Annotated in this window: 13 protein-coding genes and 1 tRNA gene; 8 read left to right on the top strand and 6 right to left on the bottom strand. The window is 48.0% G+C overall.

Annotated features, from left to right (window positions below):
* Positions 1 to 25: 25 nt before the first annotated feature.
* The 3 genes from GC178_10920 to GC178_10910 form a co-directional block, all read right to left on the bottom strand.
* Positions 26 to 277, bottom strand: a complete 252-nt coding sequence (locus GC178_10920) for a transposase (GenBank protein MBI1288073.1) — start codon at positions 275 to 277, stop codon at positions 26 to 28.
* A 636-nt stretch (positions 278 to 913) separates the two neighbouring features.
* On the bottom strand, positions 914 to 1,699 hold the full coding sequence (locus tag GC178_10915) for an SH3 domain-containing protein (GenBank protein MBI1288072.1): 786 nt from the start codon (positions 1,697 to 1,699) through the stop codon (positions 914 to 916).
* Positions 1,700 to 1,708: 9 nt separating this feature from the next.
* Positions 1,709 to 2,887, bottom strand: a complete 1,179-nt coding sequence (locus GC178_10910) for an acetyl-CoA C-acyltransferase (protein MBI1288071.1) — start codon at positions 2,885 to 2,887, stop codon at positions 1,709 to 1,711.
* Between the two features lie 105 nt (positions 2,888 to 2,992).
* Here GC178_10910 and GC178_10905 point away from each other — a divergent pair, with 105 nt between their 5' ends.
* From GC178_10905 to GC178_10870, 8 genes are all read left to right on the top strand, one after another.
* Positions 2,993 to 5,062 (top strand): HDIG domain-containing protein, encoded by a 2,070-nt coding sequence (locus GC178_10905; GenBank protein MBI1288070.1) that lies wholly within the window; start codon positions 2,993 to 2,995, stop codon positions 5,060 to 5,062.
* A 109-nt stretch (positions 5,063 to 5,171) separates the two neighbouring features.
* Positions 5,172 to 7,202, top strand: a complete 2,031-nt coding sequence (locus tag GC178_10900) for a hypothetical protein (GenBank protein MBI1288069.1) — start codon at positions 5,172 to 5,174, stop codon at positions 7,200 to 7,202.
* Positions 7,203 to 7,204: 2 nt separating this feature from the next.
* Positions 7,205 to 8,476, top strand: a complete 1,272-nt coding sequence (locus GC178_10895) for an amidohydrolase family protein (GenBank protein MBI1288068.1) — start codon at positions 7,205 to 7,207, stop codon at positions 8,474 to 8,476.
* A gap of 112 nt (positions 8,477 to 8,588) precedes the next feature.
* Entirely contained in the window at positions 8,589 to 9,287 is a 699-nt protein-coding gene (locus GC178_10890; GenBank protein MBI1288067.1) for an outer membrane beta-barrel protein, read from the top strand.
* Positions 9,288 to 9,345: 58 nt separating this feature from the next.
* On the top strand, positions 9,346 to 10,569 hold the full coding sequence (locus GC178_10885) for a bifunctional 3,4-dihydroxy-2-butanone-4-phosphate synthase/GTP cyclohydrolase II (GenBank protein ID MBI1288066.1): 1,224 nt from the start codon (positions 9,346 to 9,348) through the stop codon (positions 10,567 to 10,569).
* 108 nt (positions 10,570 to 10,677) lie between these two features.
* A tRNA-Lys gene (locus GC178_10880) sits at positions 10,678 to 10,750 on the top strand.
* Positions 10,751 to 11,257: 507 nt separating this feature from the next.
* The gene (locus tag GC178_10875) at positions 11,258 to 12,328 is read left to right on the top strand and encodes a M20/M25/M40 family metallo-hydrolase (GenBank protein ID MBI1288065.1); all 1,071 of its coding nucleotides are present in this window, start codon (positions 11,258 to 11,260) and stop codon (positions 12,326 to 12,328) included.
* A gap of 48 nt (positions 12,329 to 12,376) precedes the next feature.
* Entirely contained in the window at positions 12,377 to 13,486 is a 1,110-nt protein-coding gene (locus GC178_10870) for a hypothetical protein (GenBank protein ID MBI1288064.1), read from the top strand.
* Here the strand turns inward: GC178_10870 and GC178_10865 are convergent.
* The 3 genes from GC178_10865 to GC178_10855 form a co-directional block, all read right to left on the bottom strand.
* Entirely contained in the window at positions 13,476 to 14,177 is a 702-nt protein-coding gene (locus GC178_10865; GenBank protein ID MBI1288063.1) for an FKBP-type peptidyl-prolyl cis-trans isomerase, read from the bottom strand. The genes GC178_10870 and GC178_10865 overlap by 11 nt on opposite strands.
* A gap of 2 nt (positions 14,178 to 14,179) precedes the next feature.
* Positions 14,180 to 14,776: an FKBP-type peptidyl-prolyl cis-trans isomerase gene (locus GC178_10860; protein MBI1288062.1), complete on the bottom strand. Its 597-nt coding sequence runs from the start codon at positions 14,774 to 14,776 to the stop codon at positions 14,180 to 14,182.
* 91 nt (positions 14,777 to 14,867) lie between these two features.
* Positions 14,868 to 15,926 carry a tetratricopeptide repeat protein gene (locus tag GC178_10855; GenBank protein MBI1288061.1) on the bottom strand — a complete coding sequence of 353 codons (1,059 nt, stop codon included), beginning with the start codon at positions 15,924 to 15,926 and terminating at the stop codon, positions 14,868 to 14,870.

Here is a 15,926-nt window from a genome sequence, read left to right as displayed (position 1 = left end):
CAGCACATCTTTCAGAAGCTCATGGTCAAGGCTCAGGTCGGCATACATCCAGACCGGCGTTCTCCTCCTGAAGGGCCTTCAGCTCCTTGAGCTGCAGCGCGTCCATGCCCACGTACTTCCTGCGCCAGTTGTAAAAGGTATGTTTGCTTATGCCCTGCTCCCTGCAGATGCTCTCCGTATCACGACCGTTGTCGTAACTCTGCAATATGCGCACGATCTGCGCCTCCGTGAATTTGCTTCTCTTCATGACAGTTGAATTTGATTTTTCCATTTTCATACCGTCCGATTTTTGGGGAAGGCTACCACGGGGATAAACAATTCAATCTAATTATTGCTATTCTGAAAGTACTTTTTATCCTACTAATTACCTTGAAGATATTACCTGCCGAACTTGACATTGGTTTAGAAGAGTTCTTTGAGTCTCCAACAGAATATTGGCAGAATCATTTCAGTATAGACCTGATTGTTCCTCTGGTGGTATTTCTGACGTTAATTGGGGCGGTTCGCAGTTTCTTTGAACTTGTTTTACTGATAATAGCTGGTTTACTCAATCTTCTATTCAAAATGTTTGGATTCATCTGGAGTAAGTCTTTGAAACAGACCTCGATATCCAATTGAAGGGGTTTCCTTGGTTTGTTAATGATGAGGGTAAAAAAGGATGGCTGTTCAATGTGCTTCAAGAAATTTATCACGATTTATCGGGAGATGAGTCTGCACTTCATTCAAACATTAAGCTTAGCCTGTCAATGGTTCTTTTTACATTGGTACTGAAACTGTATTCACTTAGCCTCTTCGGATTTGAGAATCTCTTTCAATTAGTGCTTCTCTACTTCCTGTTCAACTGTGTCGTTCTTGTTTTGTTGTACAGAATCAAAAGTGATTGGATAAGACAACAATTGATTGGATAGAGGAGTCAATCCAACACCCTACGAATCAACCGCAGCTTGTGGGTGTACTTTCCTGTATCGACATTAAAGATGCCTTGGTGGTCGAGTTTATCGATACGAACCTTGCCCGCTGCATGAATAATGGCATTGGGTCCGACCATCATTCCTACATGGATGATGCGGCCTTCGTCATTGTCGAAGAACGCAAGGTCGCCCAGTTCGGCTTCTTCCACAAAGCTGAGCGTATAACCTTCCTCGGCCTGTTGGTAGGCATCGCGCTGAAGCGGAATACCAACCATTTTATACAAAACCTGCATCAGTCCCGAGCAATCTATACCGAACGGTGAGCGGCCGCCCCACAAGTAAGGCGCATTGCGGAACACCATGGCGAATTCCACCAATTGCTTACGGGCCTCATCTGGGTCGGGATGGTTTATCTCGCCATCAAACTCGTAAGCCTCATCACCGAAGGCAATATGTCCTTGATGGTAATTGGGCAAGGAACTTCCTGCCAGAACAGGAATCATGTGCCCCGTTTTCTCATGCTTGACCAATTGCACGAGATCAGAGGCACAGACGGGCAATTTCTTGTTCAGTGCCTCAAAGGCGTTCTTATCGATCTCTACGAACTGCTTCTCGTCTATCCAGCTTTCGTAACCGTCCAACCCATTACGGATCTTGCGCCACTGATTACGTTTTCCAATAATCTCAAAGCTCTCTCCGAACAGCAATTGCGTTACCATCTGACTCTTGTCAGAAGGCTCTTCCCTGCACGGGATGACACTGAGATTACAGATACCGTATGTTGGCATCCAATTAGGTTAGATAACTTCCAAACAAAGGGCGCTGGCACCGCCACCACCATTACAGATGCCTGACGCACCTTTCTTCAATCCACGGTTCTTAAGCGCATGCACCAACGTTACAATGATGCGTGCTCCAGAACAACCAAGTGGGTGACCCAATGATACGGCTCCACCGTTCACATTCACCTTGCTGGCATCCAAGCCCATCTCTTTGTTGTTGGCCAACGCCACCACAGAGAATGCCTCATTGATCTCAAAAAGATCCACATCGCTGCTGCTCCAACCTGCCTTGTCCATGGCCTTAGGCATGGCCTTGGCAGGTGAAGTGGTGAACCATTCAGGTGCCTGAGCTGCATCGGCAAACGAAACGATCTTCGCCAATGGCTTCACGCCAAGTGCTTCCGCTTTCTCCTTGCTCATCAACACAACCGCTGCCGCTCCGTCATTCATGGTAGAAGCATTGGCCGCAGTAACGGTTCCTTCTTTGGTGAATGCAGGTCGCAATCCTGGAATCTTCTCCATCATCACATTCGTGAATTCCTCATCGGTATCTACTACCAACGCATCTCCTCTTCTCTGCGGAACTTCCACTAGAACGATCTCGCTCTTGAACGCACCTGCTTCCCACGATGCTGCCGAACGCTTGTAGCTTTCGATGGCATAGGCGTCCTGCTCCTCGCGGCTGATGTTGCACTCGGTAGCGCAAAGCTCTGCTGCCATTCCCATGGCGTAATCGTTATACACATCTCGAAGACCATCGTAGGCCAAGCCATCCAACATGGTAATGTTGCCGTACTTGGTACCTGTTCGCGAATTCGGCAGATAGTGAGGAACGGAGCTCATGTTCTCCATACCGCCCGCAACAACCACATCGTTGTCGCCAAGCATGATGCTCTGCGCGCCCAGCATGATGGCTTTCATCCCTGATGCACAAACCTTATTTACCGTGGTACACGGAACAGTATTTGAAAGTCCTGCAAAGATGGCCGCCTGACGGGCCGGAGCCTGCCCCAATCCTGCCGAAAGCACATTTCCCATGAATACTTCCTGAACTTCCATCGGATCAACGCCTGCTGCGCTCACCGCACCTTTGATAGCTGTTGCGCCCAATTTGGTGGCCGATACGGAGGCCAACTTACCGTTGAAACTTCCCATCGGGGTTCTTACTGCTGCTACGATATATACTTCTTTCATTGCCGTACTTGAATTTCGTGCGAAAGTAACGATTTCTCAACCACAGGACGTGAAGCCGTCTTTACGCTTTCAACACAAGAATTCACGTAGTTTAGTGGCTCGGAAATGAACAACTTTCTTTCAAACATCAGGAACAACCACGAACGCATTCAGCGGATACTGCTCTTCGTTCTTGCTGGAGCGCTGATTGTATTGATGCTACCGAAGGAAGGTAAGTTCAAGTACGAATACCAGAAAGGCCGTCCGTGGGGACATGAAGACCTGGTGGCACCGTTCGATTTTGCCATTGAAAAACCAAAAAGTGAACTGGCTGACGAGACGAAGCAGACCCGTGATAACGCAAAGGTGTATCTGAAACTGGACGAATCGGCACGCGACAAAGCCTATCAGAATCTCAAGACCAAACTTACTGCTGAGCTGCATCCTGATTCATCCCGAAATCGGGAGATGAAACGGTTCAACAAGAACCTTTTCACGGGACAGAAAATACTTTCTGACATCTATGATAAAGGCATTCTTCGCAAAGCAGATGAACTGGACAACCTGAAAGACGGACAGGTCGTGTATCTGCTCAAGGGCAACACCGCCTCACAGGCCAGCCTCAATCAATTCTACACCGTGCAGAGTGCCTATGAAGAGATCAAAAAAGAACTCGGTAAAAAACATGGTGTGGATGAAGAAGCCTTGGCAAAAGCACTTTCCGAAGCGCTCGTCCAAAACGTGACCTATGACGCGGAATTTACCGACCGTGTCTTACAAGAGGAGCTGAATGCCATCTCGCCTACCCGTGGTATGATCCCGAAGGGCTTGATGGTCATCAGCCGTGGCGACATGGTAGATGCTGAGAATTTTCTTGTACTCGAATCGCTGCGCAAAGAGTATCAGACACGCCTCGGTTCTTCGGGCAGCTTCTATTTGCTTTTAGGTGGACAGCTCATTATGGTGACCATCGTGCTGCTGATGTTCTACCTGTTTTTGGTTCAGTACCGTAGCGACCTGATGCAGAACAACTGGCAGGTCACGTTCTTGCTCATGCTCATCGTGCTGATGGTCTTCATTTCAAGTACCACGCAACGCATTCCGAACATCAACCTCTATTTGGTTCCATTCTGTTTGGTGCCTGTCATCGTTCGGAGTTTCTTCGACAGCCGCATTGCACTCTTTGCCCATATCGTTACGCTCATCATTATCGGATTCGAGGCACCCAACGGTTTCGAATTCATGTTCCTCGAACTCATTGCAGGCATCATTGCCATATTCTCGCTGCTCAGCATGCAGAACCGTTCGCAGCTGTTCATTTCCATGCTCATCGTGTTCGTTACCTATAGTGCCAGCTACTTCAGTATTGCCATCATGCAGGAAGGCGACATCAAGAACATAGATGTGACCATGTTCATCTGGTTTGCGGGAAGTGTGGGTCTTACCCTCCTCGCCTATCCGCTCATCTATCTGTTCGAAAAACTGTTCGGGTTCATTTCGGATGTTACACTGCTCGAACTGAACAACACTAACCACAAACTTCTGCGCCAGATGGCCACCGATGCACCTGGAACATTCCAACATTCGTTGCAAGTGGCAAGTTTGGCGGAGACTGCCATTTACGAGATCGGAGGAAATGCGCTTTTGGTGCGTACAGGTGCGCTCTACCACGACATCGGCAAGCTCTACGCTCCGATGTATTTCATTGAAAATCAAGTGACTGGCGTCAATCCACACGATGACCTCTCGTTTGAGGAAAGCGCCAAGATCATCATCAACCACGTGATCAAAGGCGTGGAACTGGCCAAGAAACACAAGCTGCCCGAACAGCTCATCGACTTCATCCGCACGCACCATGGCACTTCAACCGTGCAGTACTTCTACCGTTCCTATCTGCATAACTTCCCAGAAGGCGAACTGGACAAAACACACTTCAGCTATCCAGGCCCGAAACCCTTTACCAAGGAAATGGCCGTGTTGATGATGGCGGATAGCGTGGAAGCCGCCTCTCGAAGCCTTGGCGAGTACACAACAGAAACGGTGAGCAAATTGGTGGACTCCATCATCGACCGTCAGTTCAATGAAGGTCAATTCGATAGTGCCAACATCACGCTGCGCGACATTACCGAAGTACGCAGCATCTTCAAGAAGAAGCTGTTGAACATTTACCACGTGCGGGTGGAGTATCCGAGTTGAAGCCCCTCTACCTCCCCAAAGGGGAGAATTTTAACCACCTGAAAACTTTTAATCGTGCGCTTCCCCCATTGGGGGATTGAGGGGGCTTTTCTACTACCTTTGCGCTTTAATGAATTTCGCCTATCCCGAATTCCTTTTTGCGCTCGCAGCGATTTCGGTTCCCATCATTATTCATTTATTCAATTTCCGAAGGTTTAAGAAGGTTTACTTCTCAGACATCCGCTTTCTGAAGGATGTTGAAATTGAGACCAAAAGTAGGAACAAACTCAAAAATCTGCTCATTCTCTTCTCGCGCATGCTTGCCATCACGTTCTTGGTCATGGCGTTTGCGCGACCAGTTATTCCCACAGGAACAAAGGCACCGACAGCAAGCAATTCGGTGGTTGTTTACATCGACAATTCATTCTCCATGAGTGCCGATGGCGAGGAAGGTAATCTTCTGGAAGAAGCGAAAGCCAAGGCCATTGAAGTAGGTTCAGCCTATTCAAACGGTGCAGAACTCCGCTTGCTGACAAACGATTTCGACCCGCGCCATTTCCGCAATCTGTCCTTCGAGGAATTCAAGAACGAGGTATCGGCCGTGCAATCATCACCGGTTGTCAGAACGTTCGATGAAGTCGCTTCGCGAACATCGGGAACTACGGGATCAAATACCGCCACAAGTCTTTATTACATCTCCGACCTACAGTCGAAAACCACAACTCCTACAGAATCAATATCTGATTCATTATTAAGTATTTACGTAATCCCAGTAGAAACACAGGTTGAATCAAATATTTTCATCGACAGCTGTTGGTTCGACTCGCCTTCTCGCCTACCGATGCAGCCTGATAAACTCATGGTTCGGGTTCGCAACACAGGCAATTCAGAGGTTGAGAATCTATCTGTGAAACTGAATTTGAATGGCGTGCAAAGAGCCGTTGGAACAGCAACCATTGCACCTGAAAGCTACGAAGACCTTGAACTGGCTTTCACCAATGCGGAGCAAGGAATTCAGTTTGCCGAGGTTTCCATTCAAGATTACCCGATCACATATGATGACCATTATTATCTGTCATTCAATCTGGCGAACACGATAAACATTCTGAGCATCAATGGTGAATCGGCTTCCAAAGCAGTTACACGAGTGTTCGATTCCGAAGCGAATTTCAACATCACCGAAGCTTCGAACGTGGGACTGGATTACTCAGCATTGAACAGCAGCGACCTCGTTATCTGCAACGGTGTCCCCTCCTTCTCTTCGGGCATGGTGCAGGAACTGATGCGATTCGTGAACGATGGCGGCAGCCTACTTTTCATTCCTGCTGAAAAAGCCGACCTCAGCTCTACCAACGAACTGCTGTTGGCGCTTGGTGCTGAGCAATTGACTGCTTCAGACAGCGCCAAACTGAAAGTGGAAGGTGTGAACCTGAAAAGTGAGGTCTTCAAGAACGTTTTTACGCAATGGGAAGACCGCATCGACCTTCCTGTGGTGAGCAAGCATTACGGAACGAACACCTCAACCACCAGTTCCTCCGAACGGTTGATGACCTTGGCCAACGGCCAACCGCTTCTGACCAGTTACCAAAGCGGGAAAGGTCGCAGCTACGTGCTTACCACGGCCATCAAAGACAGCTGGACGAACTTCCATCGCCATGCTTTGTTCGTGCCTGCACTGTACAACATGGCGTTGAATAGCGTGAACAACGGCATGAGTGCCGAAACCATCGGTTCCGACCGCTTCATTCCTGTTCATTCCAAACTGACCGATGCAGAGATATTGGAAGTAACGCGAAGCGGAACCAACGAATCATTTGTCCCCGAGCGCGTGGCACGAACGGAAGGCAATGGCATCTTTGTGCATGATCAGGTTCGTAATGACGGACAGTTCGTTCTGAAAACGGGAGCTGGAGATACGTTGCAACCTGTAAGTTTCAACTACGACCGAAGTGAAAGCGACATGCATTTCCTCTCCACCGAAGAACTGGCACAGAAGGCATCCGAACTTGGCATTTCCAACCTACAAATTGTGGATGGAACCACCGAGAACATTGCCAACCAAGTGAAGGAATTACATGACGGCAAGCAGCTTTGGAGGCTTTTCCTCATCCTCGCATTGCTGGCATTACTGGCCGAAACCATACTGATACGAATACTTTGACCATGCAGATACTGATTCGCGAAGCCAAGATCATCGACCCGACATCCGAGCACAATGGAAAGGTGGCGGGTGTGCTCATCACAGATGGAGTCATCACCCAGATCGGGAAAGACATTGACTCGTATGGAATTGACGAAGTGATCGAAGGAGACGACCTGCACATTTCCACAGGTTGGGTGGATCTGTTCGCCACATTCGGTGATCCAGGCAGAGAGTACAAGGAAGACATCGAATCTGGTCTGAACGCGGCTGCGCAAGGTGGTTTTACCCGCGTGGCCATCTCGCCAGAGGCGGAACCTGCGGTAGATGACAAATCAGCCATCCGCTACATTCTGAAAAAGGCAGAAGGCCATGCCGTACACGCACTTCCGCTTGCGGGAATGACCAAAGGTCTGCTTGGTGAAGACCTCGCTGAAATGTTTGACATGCAAACTTCAGGAGCGGTTGGCATCAGCAACGGAAAGCACACCGTTTCCAATACGAAAGTGCAGCATCTCGCCTACCTCTACAGCAAGAACCTGAATATGCCCATCTACAGTTTCTGTCAGGATGGGAAAATGGCAGCTGGCGGCCAGATGCACGAAGGTTTGGTGAACACAAGCATCGGAATGAAAGGAATTCCCGCCTTGGCGGAGGAAATTGCCGTTGCGCGCGACATCTATTTGGCCGAATACGCAGATGTTCCCGTTCACTTCTCGCACATTACCACCAAAGGTTCAGTGGAACTGATTCGGCAGGCCAAGGCAAAAGGATTGAAGGTAACAGCAAGCGTTCCCGCGCATCACCTTTCCATCAAGGACGACTCTATCGCAGATTTTGAACCGAACTTCAAGGTAATTCCACCTTTTAGGGACAGCGAACATATTGATGCGCTGAAAGAAGGTTTGACAGACGGCACCATCGATGCCATCATCTCCGACCACCAACCGCATGAGATTGAAGCGAAATTCTCTGAGTTCAGCATTGCCGAACCTGGCATCATTGCACTCGAAACCGCCTTCTCGGTTGCGTTGGAAGCACTTTCCAAGCACATGAAATTGGAAGACATCATCGCCAAGTTCACGAGTGGTCCGCGAAATGTTCTGAATCTGGAAACGCCAACCATCAAAGAAGGCTCGGAAGTAGAACTGACCATCTTCACTCCTACGCTCACATGGGTTTACGAGAAGAAGGACATCAAAAGCAACTCAAAGAATTCACCGCTTATCGGACAGCAACTCACGGGACTTCCTGTGGGAATTGTCAGCAACGGGCAGCTTTACCTGAACAACTGATCGAGTTCAAATAAGGTATTTTCCGTTGGCTAATTGACAATTGTAGCAATTACGATTGTAAGTTGCCAAATTTCCGGTGCATTTTGTTTTACTTCGTGTAAAACGAAATGTCATGAAAGCAAAAGCCATCATTATTGCTTGCACCATCATCCTGTTCGGATTTCTTGAAACGCAAGCGCAGACCACCTACAAGGGAAGAATGTTTGTTGGAGGGAATTTGAGCATAACTTCTCTTTCCAATTCCACGATAGATTCCACGAAAACGAGTAGCATCGGGTTTTCCATCACCCCCAATTATGGCGTATTCGTCTCCCGATCTTTTGCAGTTGGAGCTATGCTTAATTACAGCTACAATTCCAGTAAATATGAAAGTAATACGTTTGCTCCTCCCACTTACAAGCAAAAGCAACTCTCGAATGTTTACGGTATAGCAGCATTCGGCCGTTATTACAAGTTTTTTGGGGATAAATTTGCCTTGATTGTAACAGGAAATGTTGGCTACTCTTATGGGCAGAATTCAAAAAGCATCACGGGATACAATTCTGTTACAACTAAAACAAATAGCCGCAGTCATGATATTTCCGTAGTGATCACCCCAGGTGTCGTTTATTTCATCTCTCCGAAGTTTGGGCTGGAAACAAGTTTTGGACAGGTCAGCTACGATTACATCATGACCAAGGATGAACGGAACTCCAGTAACAATGGGGTTAACTCCAACTTCCGACTCAACTTTGGCCTCACTTCGCTTCGGTTCGGACTGAACTATTATTTCGGAAAGGGCAAAGCCAAGGAGGCGAAAGCCACCGAATGATGAACAGTTAGCACGGTTTGGCGTTTGGATTGAGTACCTTTGCGGCCCAATTTCAAACATGACTGAGGAAGACTTTCAACTGGACAGCATTGAAGCTGCCATTCAAGAGATAAAAGACGGGAAGATCGTTATTGTTGTTGACGATGCCGATCGTGAGAATGAAGGGGATTTTGTGGCTGCCGCCCGTTCCGTCACTCCCGAAATGATCAATTTCATGGCCACCCACGGACGCGGACTTATCTGCGCGCCATTGGTGGAAGAACGTTGCGATGAGCTTGGCCTCGAACTGATGGTGAAGAACAATAACGCAGCCTACGAAACACCATTCACCGTTTCCGTTGACCTTATTGGCCACGGCTGCACAACAGGTATTTCGGCCAGCGACCGCGCCAAAACGGTCAAAGCACTCATCGACCCAAATACACGTGCAGAAGAGCTTGGTAAACCAGGTCACATCTTCCCGCTGAAAGCGAGAAAAGGTGGCGTGTTGCGCAGAGCTGGACACACCGAAGCCGCCATCGATCTGGCGCGTTTGGCTGGCTTTGAAGCTGCGGGCGTGATCGTGGAGATCATGAACGAGGATGGCACCATGGCGCGACTTCCCCAATTGGTGGAGATTGCCAAAAAGTTCAACCTGAAACTCATTTCCATCAAGGATCTGATCGAGTACCGCGTCAAGAACGAATCACTCATCGAGCGCCAGATCCATGTGAACATGCCTACAGAGTGGGGCGATTTCAAAATGATGGCCTACAAGCAGACCACGAACGACCAAACGCATCTCGCCTTGGTAAAAGGAACGTGGGATGATGATGAACCAATACTTGTCCGCGTGCATTCTTCTTGCGTTACGGGAGATATTTTCGGCTCATGTCGTTGCGACTGCGGTCCGCAGTTGCATGCAGCCATGGAAATGGTAGAAAAAGAAGGAAAAGGTGTTATCGTGTATATGAATCAGGAAGGCCGTGGCATTGGGCTTCTGAATAAGTTGCGTGCTTACGAGCTACAAGAAAAAGGCATGGATACCGTAGAGGCCAACCTTGCGTTGGGCTTCGAAATGGATCAACGCGATTACGGCATTGGTGCTCAGATACTCCGCGACCTTGGAGTGACCAAAATGCGCCTGATGAGCAACAACCCAAAGAAGCGTACCGGACTGATCGGTTACGGCCTCGAAATCGTTGAGAACGTGCCTATTGAAATAGATGCAAACGAGCACAATCGCTTCTACCTACAGACCAAACGCGACAAAATGGGGCATTCCATTAAGGTTGAAAAGTAAGTCAATCAACTGTAAATCAAACGTTTGAAACGTTGAATCATAAAACCTTAACGTAGGTTTGTTTTCAAAGATCAAGGGTATATATTTGCAACCGCTTTAAAAAAGCACGACTCGATAGCTCAGTTGGTAGAGCATAACACTTTTAATGTTAGGGTCCTGGGTTCGAGCCCCAGTCGAGTCACAAGAACAGAAGCCTTTCCAATTTCGGAGAGGCTTTTTCATTTATCTGGGGCGAGAAGTTCATCCTGAGTGAGGAACGAATCGAAGGAAGCCCCAGTCGAGTCACAAGAACAGAAGCCTTTCCATTTTTGGAGAGGCTTTTTCATTTATCTGGGGCGAGAAGTTCATCCTGAGTGAGGAACGAACCGAAGGAAGCCCCAGTCGAGTCACGAGAACAGAAGCCTTTCCAATTTCGGAGAGGCTTTTTCATTTATCTGGGGCGAGAAGTTCATCCTGAGTGAGGAACGAACCGAAGGAAGCCCCAGTCGAGTCACAAGAACAGAAGCCTTTCCAATTTCGGAGAGGCTTTTTCATTTTTCTGGGGCGAGAAGTTCATCCTGAGTGAGCAACGAACCGAAGGAGGCGCTGGTTGAACCACTTGAAAGCCTTCTCCTTTACTGCGAAGGCTTTTTTATTTTGTTAACCGCACGTTATATTTGCGGAAAACCATTAGCACAAACTAACAGATATGCGTAGCGAAAGTCTCGAATTCCTCAGAACCTATATTAATAATGCATCACCAACGGGTTTCGAGTCTTCGGGGCAGCAACTCTGGCTGGATTACCTGAAACCTTACATCGACACCTACTTCACCGATGTGTACGGTTCTGCGGTCGGTGTCATCAATCCAGAAGCCAAGTACAAAGTAGTTATCGAGGCGCATGCCGATGAGATCGCATGGTTCGTGAATTACATCACGAAGGAAGGTTTGATCTATGTGAGACGCAATGGTGGTTCCGATCACCAAATTGCTCCTTCCATGCGGGTGAACATCCACACCAAAAAGGGAATTGTGAAAGGCGTTTTCGGATGGCCTGCCATCCACGTGAGAAACGCTCAGAAAGAAGAAGCGCCAAGCCTTACCAATCTGTTTATCGACACAGGTTGCAACAGCAAGGAAGAAGTTGAGGAAAAAGGGATTCATGTTGGTTCGGTCGTCACATTTGTAGATGAGATGATGGAACTGAACAACCGCTATGTGGTGGGTCGCGCATTGGATAACCGCATCGGTGGTTTCATGATCGCTGAAGTGGCGCGATTGATCAAAGAGAAAAAGAAGAAACTTCCGTTCGGATTGTACATCGTGAACTCGGTTCAGGAAGAGATCGGGCTCAGAGGCGCAGAAATGATTTCGCGTAGGATCAAACCTGACGTGGCCATTATCACGGATGTTTGCCACGATACGCAAACTCCAATGTACGAGAAGAAATTACAGGGCGATCTTACCTCTGGGAAAGGCCCCGTGCTGACCTACGGACCTGCGGTACAGAACAACCTTTTGGACATGATCGTGGATGTGGCCGAGAAGAAAAAGGTCCCATTCCAACGTGCATCGGCCACGCGTGCCACGGGAACAGATACCGATGCATTTGCCTATTCGGGTGAAGGTGTTGCCTCGGCACTCATCTCACTTCCTTTGAAGTACATGCACACCACCGTGGAATCTGCTCACAAGGATGACATAGACAATGTGATCAAGTTGATCTACGAGATGTTGATTCAACTCAAAGAAGGACACGACTTCCGATACATCAAATAGATTGCCTTCAGCTATTGGCTAATTGCCGTTAGCATTACCTTGCATCCGATGTCGTTGTCGGAAAAATCGGTGAATTCGGATTCTGTGGAAGGATTGCTGCTGATGCTGCAAGAACTTCAGTCGAAAGGAGATTCCGTTTATCCGAGAGGCATTTTTCCATCGCAGCGATTCCACCCATTTCTTCCTTACAGCAGAGAGGATGACAACCTTTTCTTCACTGCTTCGGTCGTTCATATTCTTCAACAACTTCAAAACCGACTTTCGGCTGCTGAACGTACAATTGCTGATGACATCATCCAAAACGGAATTTCGGCCTACTCGCTTTTCAAGAACAAGGACGGACTGGACACCTATAATTTCTGGCAGACCAGACCGAGCCGACATTTCCCGAACGGAATGTTCATGCATCGTTTCAAGCATTTTCAGATTCCAGATGATGTGGATGACACTGCTTTGGTATTTCTCACCGAAAACGCATCGAAGGAACGCGTGGCTCAGCTTCGCGAAAAATTGAAATCCCACGCGAATTTGGCATACAAACGGGCGTTCAATCCATTGCCAAAGTACCGCGACCTGAAATGCTATTCGACCTTCTTTGGCAAGCAGATGTACATCGAATTCGACATCTGTGTGCTGAGCAACCTGATACGAGTGATTCTGAAACATTTCAAGGAGGATGAACTGAACGAATACGACCGCTACACGTTGCAATTCATAACTGAAGTGATCATGAATGATGAACATCGGTCACTTCCCTTCTACTCTGCTCCGAACTATCCAACCACCGAGTTGATCCTTTATCATGTGGCGCGATTGATTCCATTGCTTCCCGAATCTTACAGAAAGCAAATTGAACCAAAACTGAAAACGGACATTCAAGAGTTCTTGAATGATTCGAACGGAATGAAGCGGATTCTGCTGGAGAATGCCGCCATGAAACTCGGTCTGGCCTTCGAACCGAACAAGCAAGATTCTTTTACTCCTCTTGAAGACAGAAACTTCTTCTTCTTCCATGCAGGGATGATCACGGCATTCGAGAATTCTGTGGCGCAGAAACTGGCCGATCGGAAGTTTTTCCACCTCCAATATGCAAGCAAGGCCCTCAATGGGGCCCTGCTAATTGAAAATCGTGTATGGAAACGGAGTCTTACTCCTTGATCACTTCGATCAGTTTCACATCGAATACCAACACTTCGTTCGGTCCGATGCCACCACGTGGGTTTCCGTTCTCACCGTAAGCGAGATCTGAAGGAATGAACAGCTTGTATTCTGCTCCTGGCTTCATCAACTGAAGTGCTTCGGTCCAACCAGGAATAACGCTGCGAACGTAGAACGTCACAGGCTGATTTCTTTCGATCGAACTATCGAATACCTCACCGTTCAGCAACTTACCTGTGTAATGCACCATTACCTGATCGGCAAGTGTTGGCGAATCGCCAGAACCCTCTTTCAGAACGATATATTGAAGTCCGCTGTCGGTGGTCACAACGCCAGGTTTCCCTGCATTATTGACAAGGAACTCTTCACCTGCAGCAAGGTTCTTCTCCGCTTTTTCATCATTCATCTTCTGAAAGAAACGATCCACAACCTCACGTGCGTCATCTTCCGAGAGCATGGTCTCACCACTCGTCAACGCTTCCGACAGAGCCGCGATCATCAATTCACGATTGTAGGTACTATCGACTCCCTGAGATTCGAAATCACGGTTCAGGTTCAGACCGATGGAAGTTCCCACGGCATAGCTCGCAGAATCCTTGAAATCCTTCAGTTCAACTTTTTTGTGTCCAACACCCGTATTGCAGGCAGAGAACAGCGCGCCAGTAGCGGCAATCAGCATCAGCTTTTTCATATTTAGTGTACTTTGATGAGTTCTACTTCAAAAATCAATGTGGCAAACGGTGGAATACTTCCTCCTGCTCCGTTTTCGCCATAAGCAAGATCGTAAGGAATGAACAATTCCCACTTGTCGCCTTCTTTCATCATAGGCAAAGCTTCCTGCCAGCCCTGAATGACGCCATTCACAGGAAACGTTGCTGGTGTTCCTCTATTTACTGAGCTATCGAACACTTTTCCATCGATCAAACTGCCATGGTAATGCGTGGTCACTTGATCGGTAGGTTTTGGAGAAGCTCCCGAACCAGAATTGATCACGCGGTACTGAAGACCGCTTGGAGTCACCGTTACATCATCGCGCTTCGCGTTCTCCTCCAAAAACTTCTTGCCTTCTTCTAATACCGGACCATGTTTTTCGGCCTGTATTTTTGCCATGGCCGACTGCAATGTTTCATTCACTTCAGGCACGGAAAGTTTCAGCTCATTCTTACCATAGTGGTCTTCCAAAGCATTGGTGAAAGCTCCGTAATCGAACCCTTCAAACCCTTGTTCCTGTAGATTTTTGGCAATGCTAAGCCCTAATGCGTAACCCAACCGCTCCTTTTCTGTCGTCATGCTTCTGATTTTGTGTGATGTCGATCATTCGACCATGAAAGCGGCTGCAAACTTAGTCCTCGTAGGTTCAAGAAGCAAACCCGAACTGTTATCATTTGCAAAGGCCATCCAAAAGCAGTTTGGCCTGTTCGTATCCAAGTTCAGCGGCCTTCTTGATGTTCTCGCAGGCAGCCTCATGATCTTTCTCTCTGTAGAGTGCCACACCTTTATCGAAATAGGCCGTGGCATAGTTAGCATCCAACGAAATGGCCTTGCTGTAATCTTCGATGGCATCCTTTACTCTACCCGCTTTTTCCAATGCAATTCCGCGATTGCGGAACGTGCGTGGGTTCGAAGGCTCCAATTTCAGTGACATATCGAAATCAGAAATGGCCTTTTCCAACTCACCTTTCTGTTCGTAGGCCACAGCCCGATCGCAATAGGCCAAGGCACTTTTCGGTTCGAAACTGATAGCAGCCGAAAGATCGGCTATCGCACCATCCAGATCATTATTGTTGGCTTTTAGAAGTCCGCGCAGATAATAGCCTCTGGCATAATCTGGACTGAGCCGCAAAGCAAAATCATAATCTTCCATGGCACCTTTGAGGTCTTGCGTGCGACTACGCACCAAACCCCTGTTCAAGACAGCCGTTGCATCTGCGGGGTTGAGTTGCAATGCACGGTTCAGGTCATTCAGCGCAGCCTGATGATCGCCCGTTTTCTCCAAGATCACACCTCGGTTGGCATAAGCAATACCGAATGTTGAATCGATGGAAATGGCCTGGTTCAGGTCAGCCAACGCCCCTTCTGCATCACGCAGCTGTTGACGCACCACCGCACGGTCAACATAGGCTTCTTTGAACTCCGAATTCATCTCAATGGCTGTTCCGAAATCTGCCAAAGCCCCTTCTCTGTCTCCCATACTTGCCTTGGCCGCTCCCGCTTGATGATATGCTTCAGCATTCTGCGCGAAAGCGCGCTGCACTTGAGCAAAAACCACTATCAGAGCAATTACTAAATGAATCTTATGCATGAGGGCAAGATCAGTTTTTTCGGCAATCGGTGCAAGAGGATCACTACAGAGAAAAACACAACCGAATGTTAAAGAATGCCAATGCCATACTAAGTCCCTACAAGCGTGGTTAAGGGAAAAACCAAACTTCAGAACCAT

The sequence above is a fragment of the Flavobacteriales bacterium genome, from assembly GCA_016124845.1.
Classification (GTDB): Bacteria; Bacteroidota; Bacteroidia; order UBA10329; family UBA10329; genus UBA10329.
The sequence above is the reverse complement of the archived record's forward strand: the minus strand, read 5'-3'. Positions and strand labels throughout refer to the sequence as shown.

Excerpts from the sequence above, each read along its gene's own strand:
- GC178_10920 (MBI1288073.1), bottom strand. The coding sequence starts at position 277 with ATGAAAATGGAAAAATCAAATTCAACTGTCATGAAGAGAAGCAAATTC.
- GC178_10915 (MBI1288072.1), bottom strand. The coding sequence starts at position 1,699 with ATGCCAACATACGGTATCTGTAATCTCAGTGTCATCCCGTGCAGGGAA.
- GC178_10910 (MBI1288071.1), bottom strand. The coding sequence starts at position 2,887 with ATGAAAGAAGTATATATCGTAGCAGCAGTAAGAACCCCGATGGGAAGT.
- GC178_10905 (MBI1288070.1), top strand. The coding sequence starts at position 2,993 with ATGAACAACTTTCTTTCAAACATCAGGAACAACCACGAACGCATTCAG.
- GC178_10900 (MBI1288069.1), top strand. The coding sequence starts at position 5,172 with ATGAATTTCGCCTATCCCGAATTCCTTTTTGCGCTCGCAGCGATTTCG.
- GC178_10895 (MBI1288068.1), top strand. The coding sequence starts at position 7,205 with ATGCAGATACTGATTCGCGAAGCCAAGATCATCGACCCGACATCCGAG.
- GC178_10890 (MBI1288067.1), top strand. The coding sequence starts at position 8,589 with ATGAAAGCAAAAGCCATCATTATTGCTTGCACCATCATCCTGTTCGGA.
- GC178_10885 (MBI1288066.1), top strand. The coding sequence starts at position 9,346 with ATGACTGAGGAAGACTTTCAACTGGACAGCATTGAAGCTGCCATTCAA.
- GC178_10875 (MBI1288065.1), top strand. The coding sequence starts at position 11,258 with ATGCGTAGCGAAAGTCTCGAATTCCTCAGAACCTATATTAATAATGCA.
- GC178_10870 (MBI1288064.1), top strand. The coding sequence starts at position 12,377 with ATGTCGTTGTCGGAAAAATCGGTGAATTCGGATTCTGTGGAAGGATTG.
- GC178_10865 (MBI1288063.1), bottom strand. The coding sequence starts at position 14,177 with ATGAAAAAGCTGATGCTGATTGCCGCTACTGGCGCGCTGTTCTCTGCC.
- GC178_10860 (MBI1288062.1), bottom strand. The coding sequence starts at position 14,776 with ATGACGACAGAAAAGGAGCGGTTGGGTTACGCATTAGGGCTTAGCATT.
- GC178_10855 (MBI1288061.1), bottom strand. The coding sequence starts at position 15,926 with ATGGTTCTGAAGTTTGGTTTTTCCCTTAACCACGCTTGTAGGGACTTA.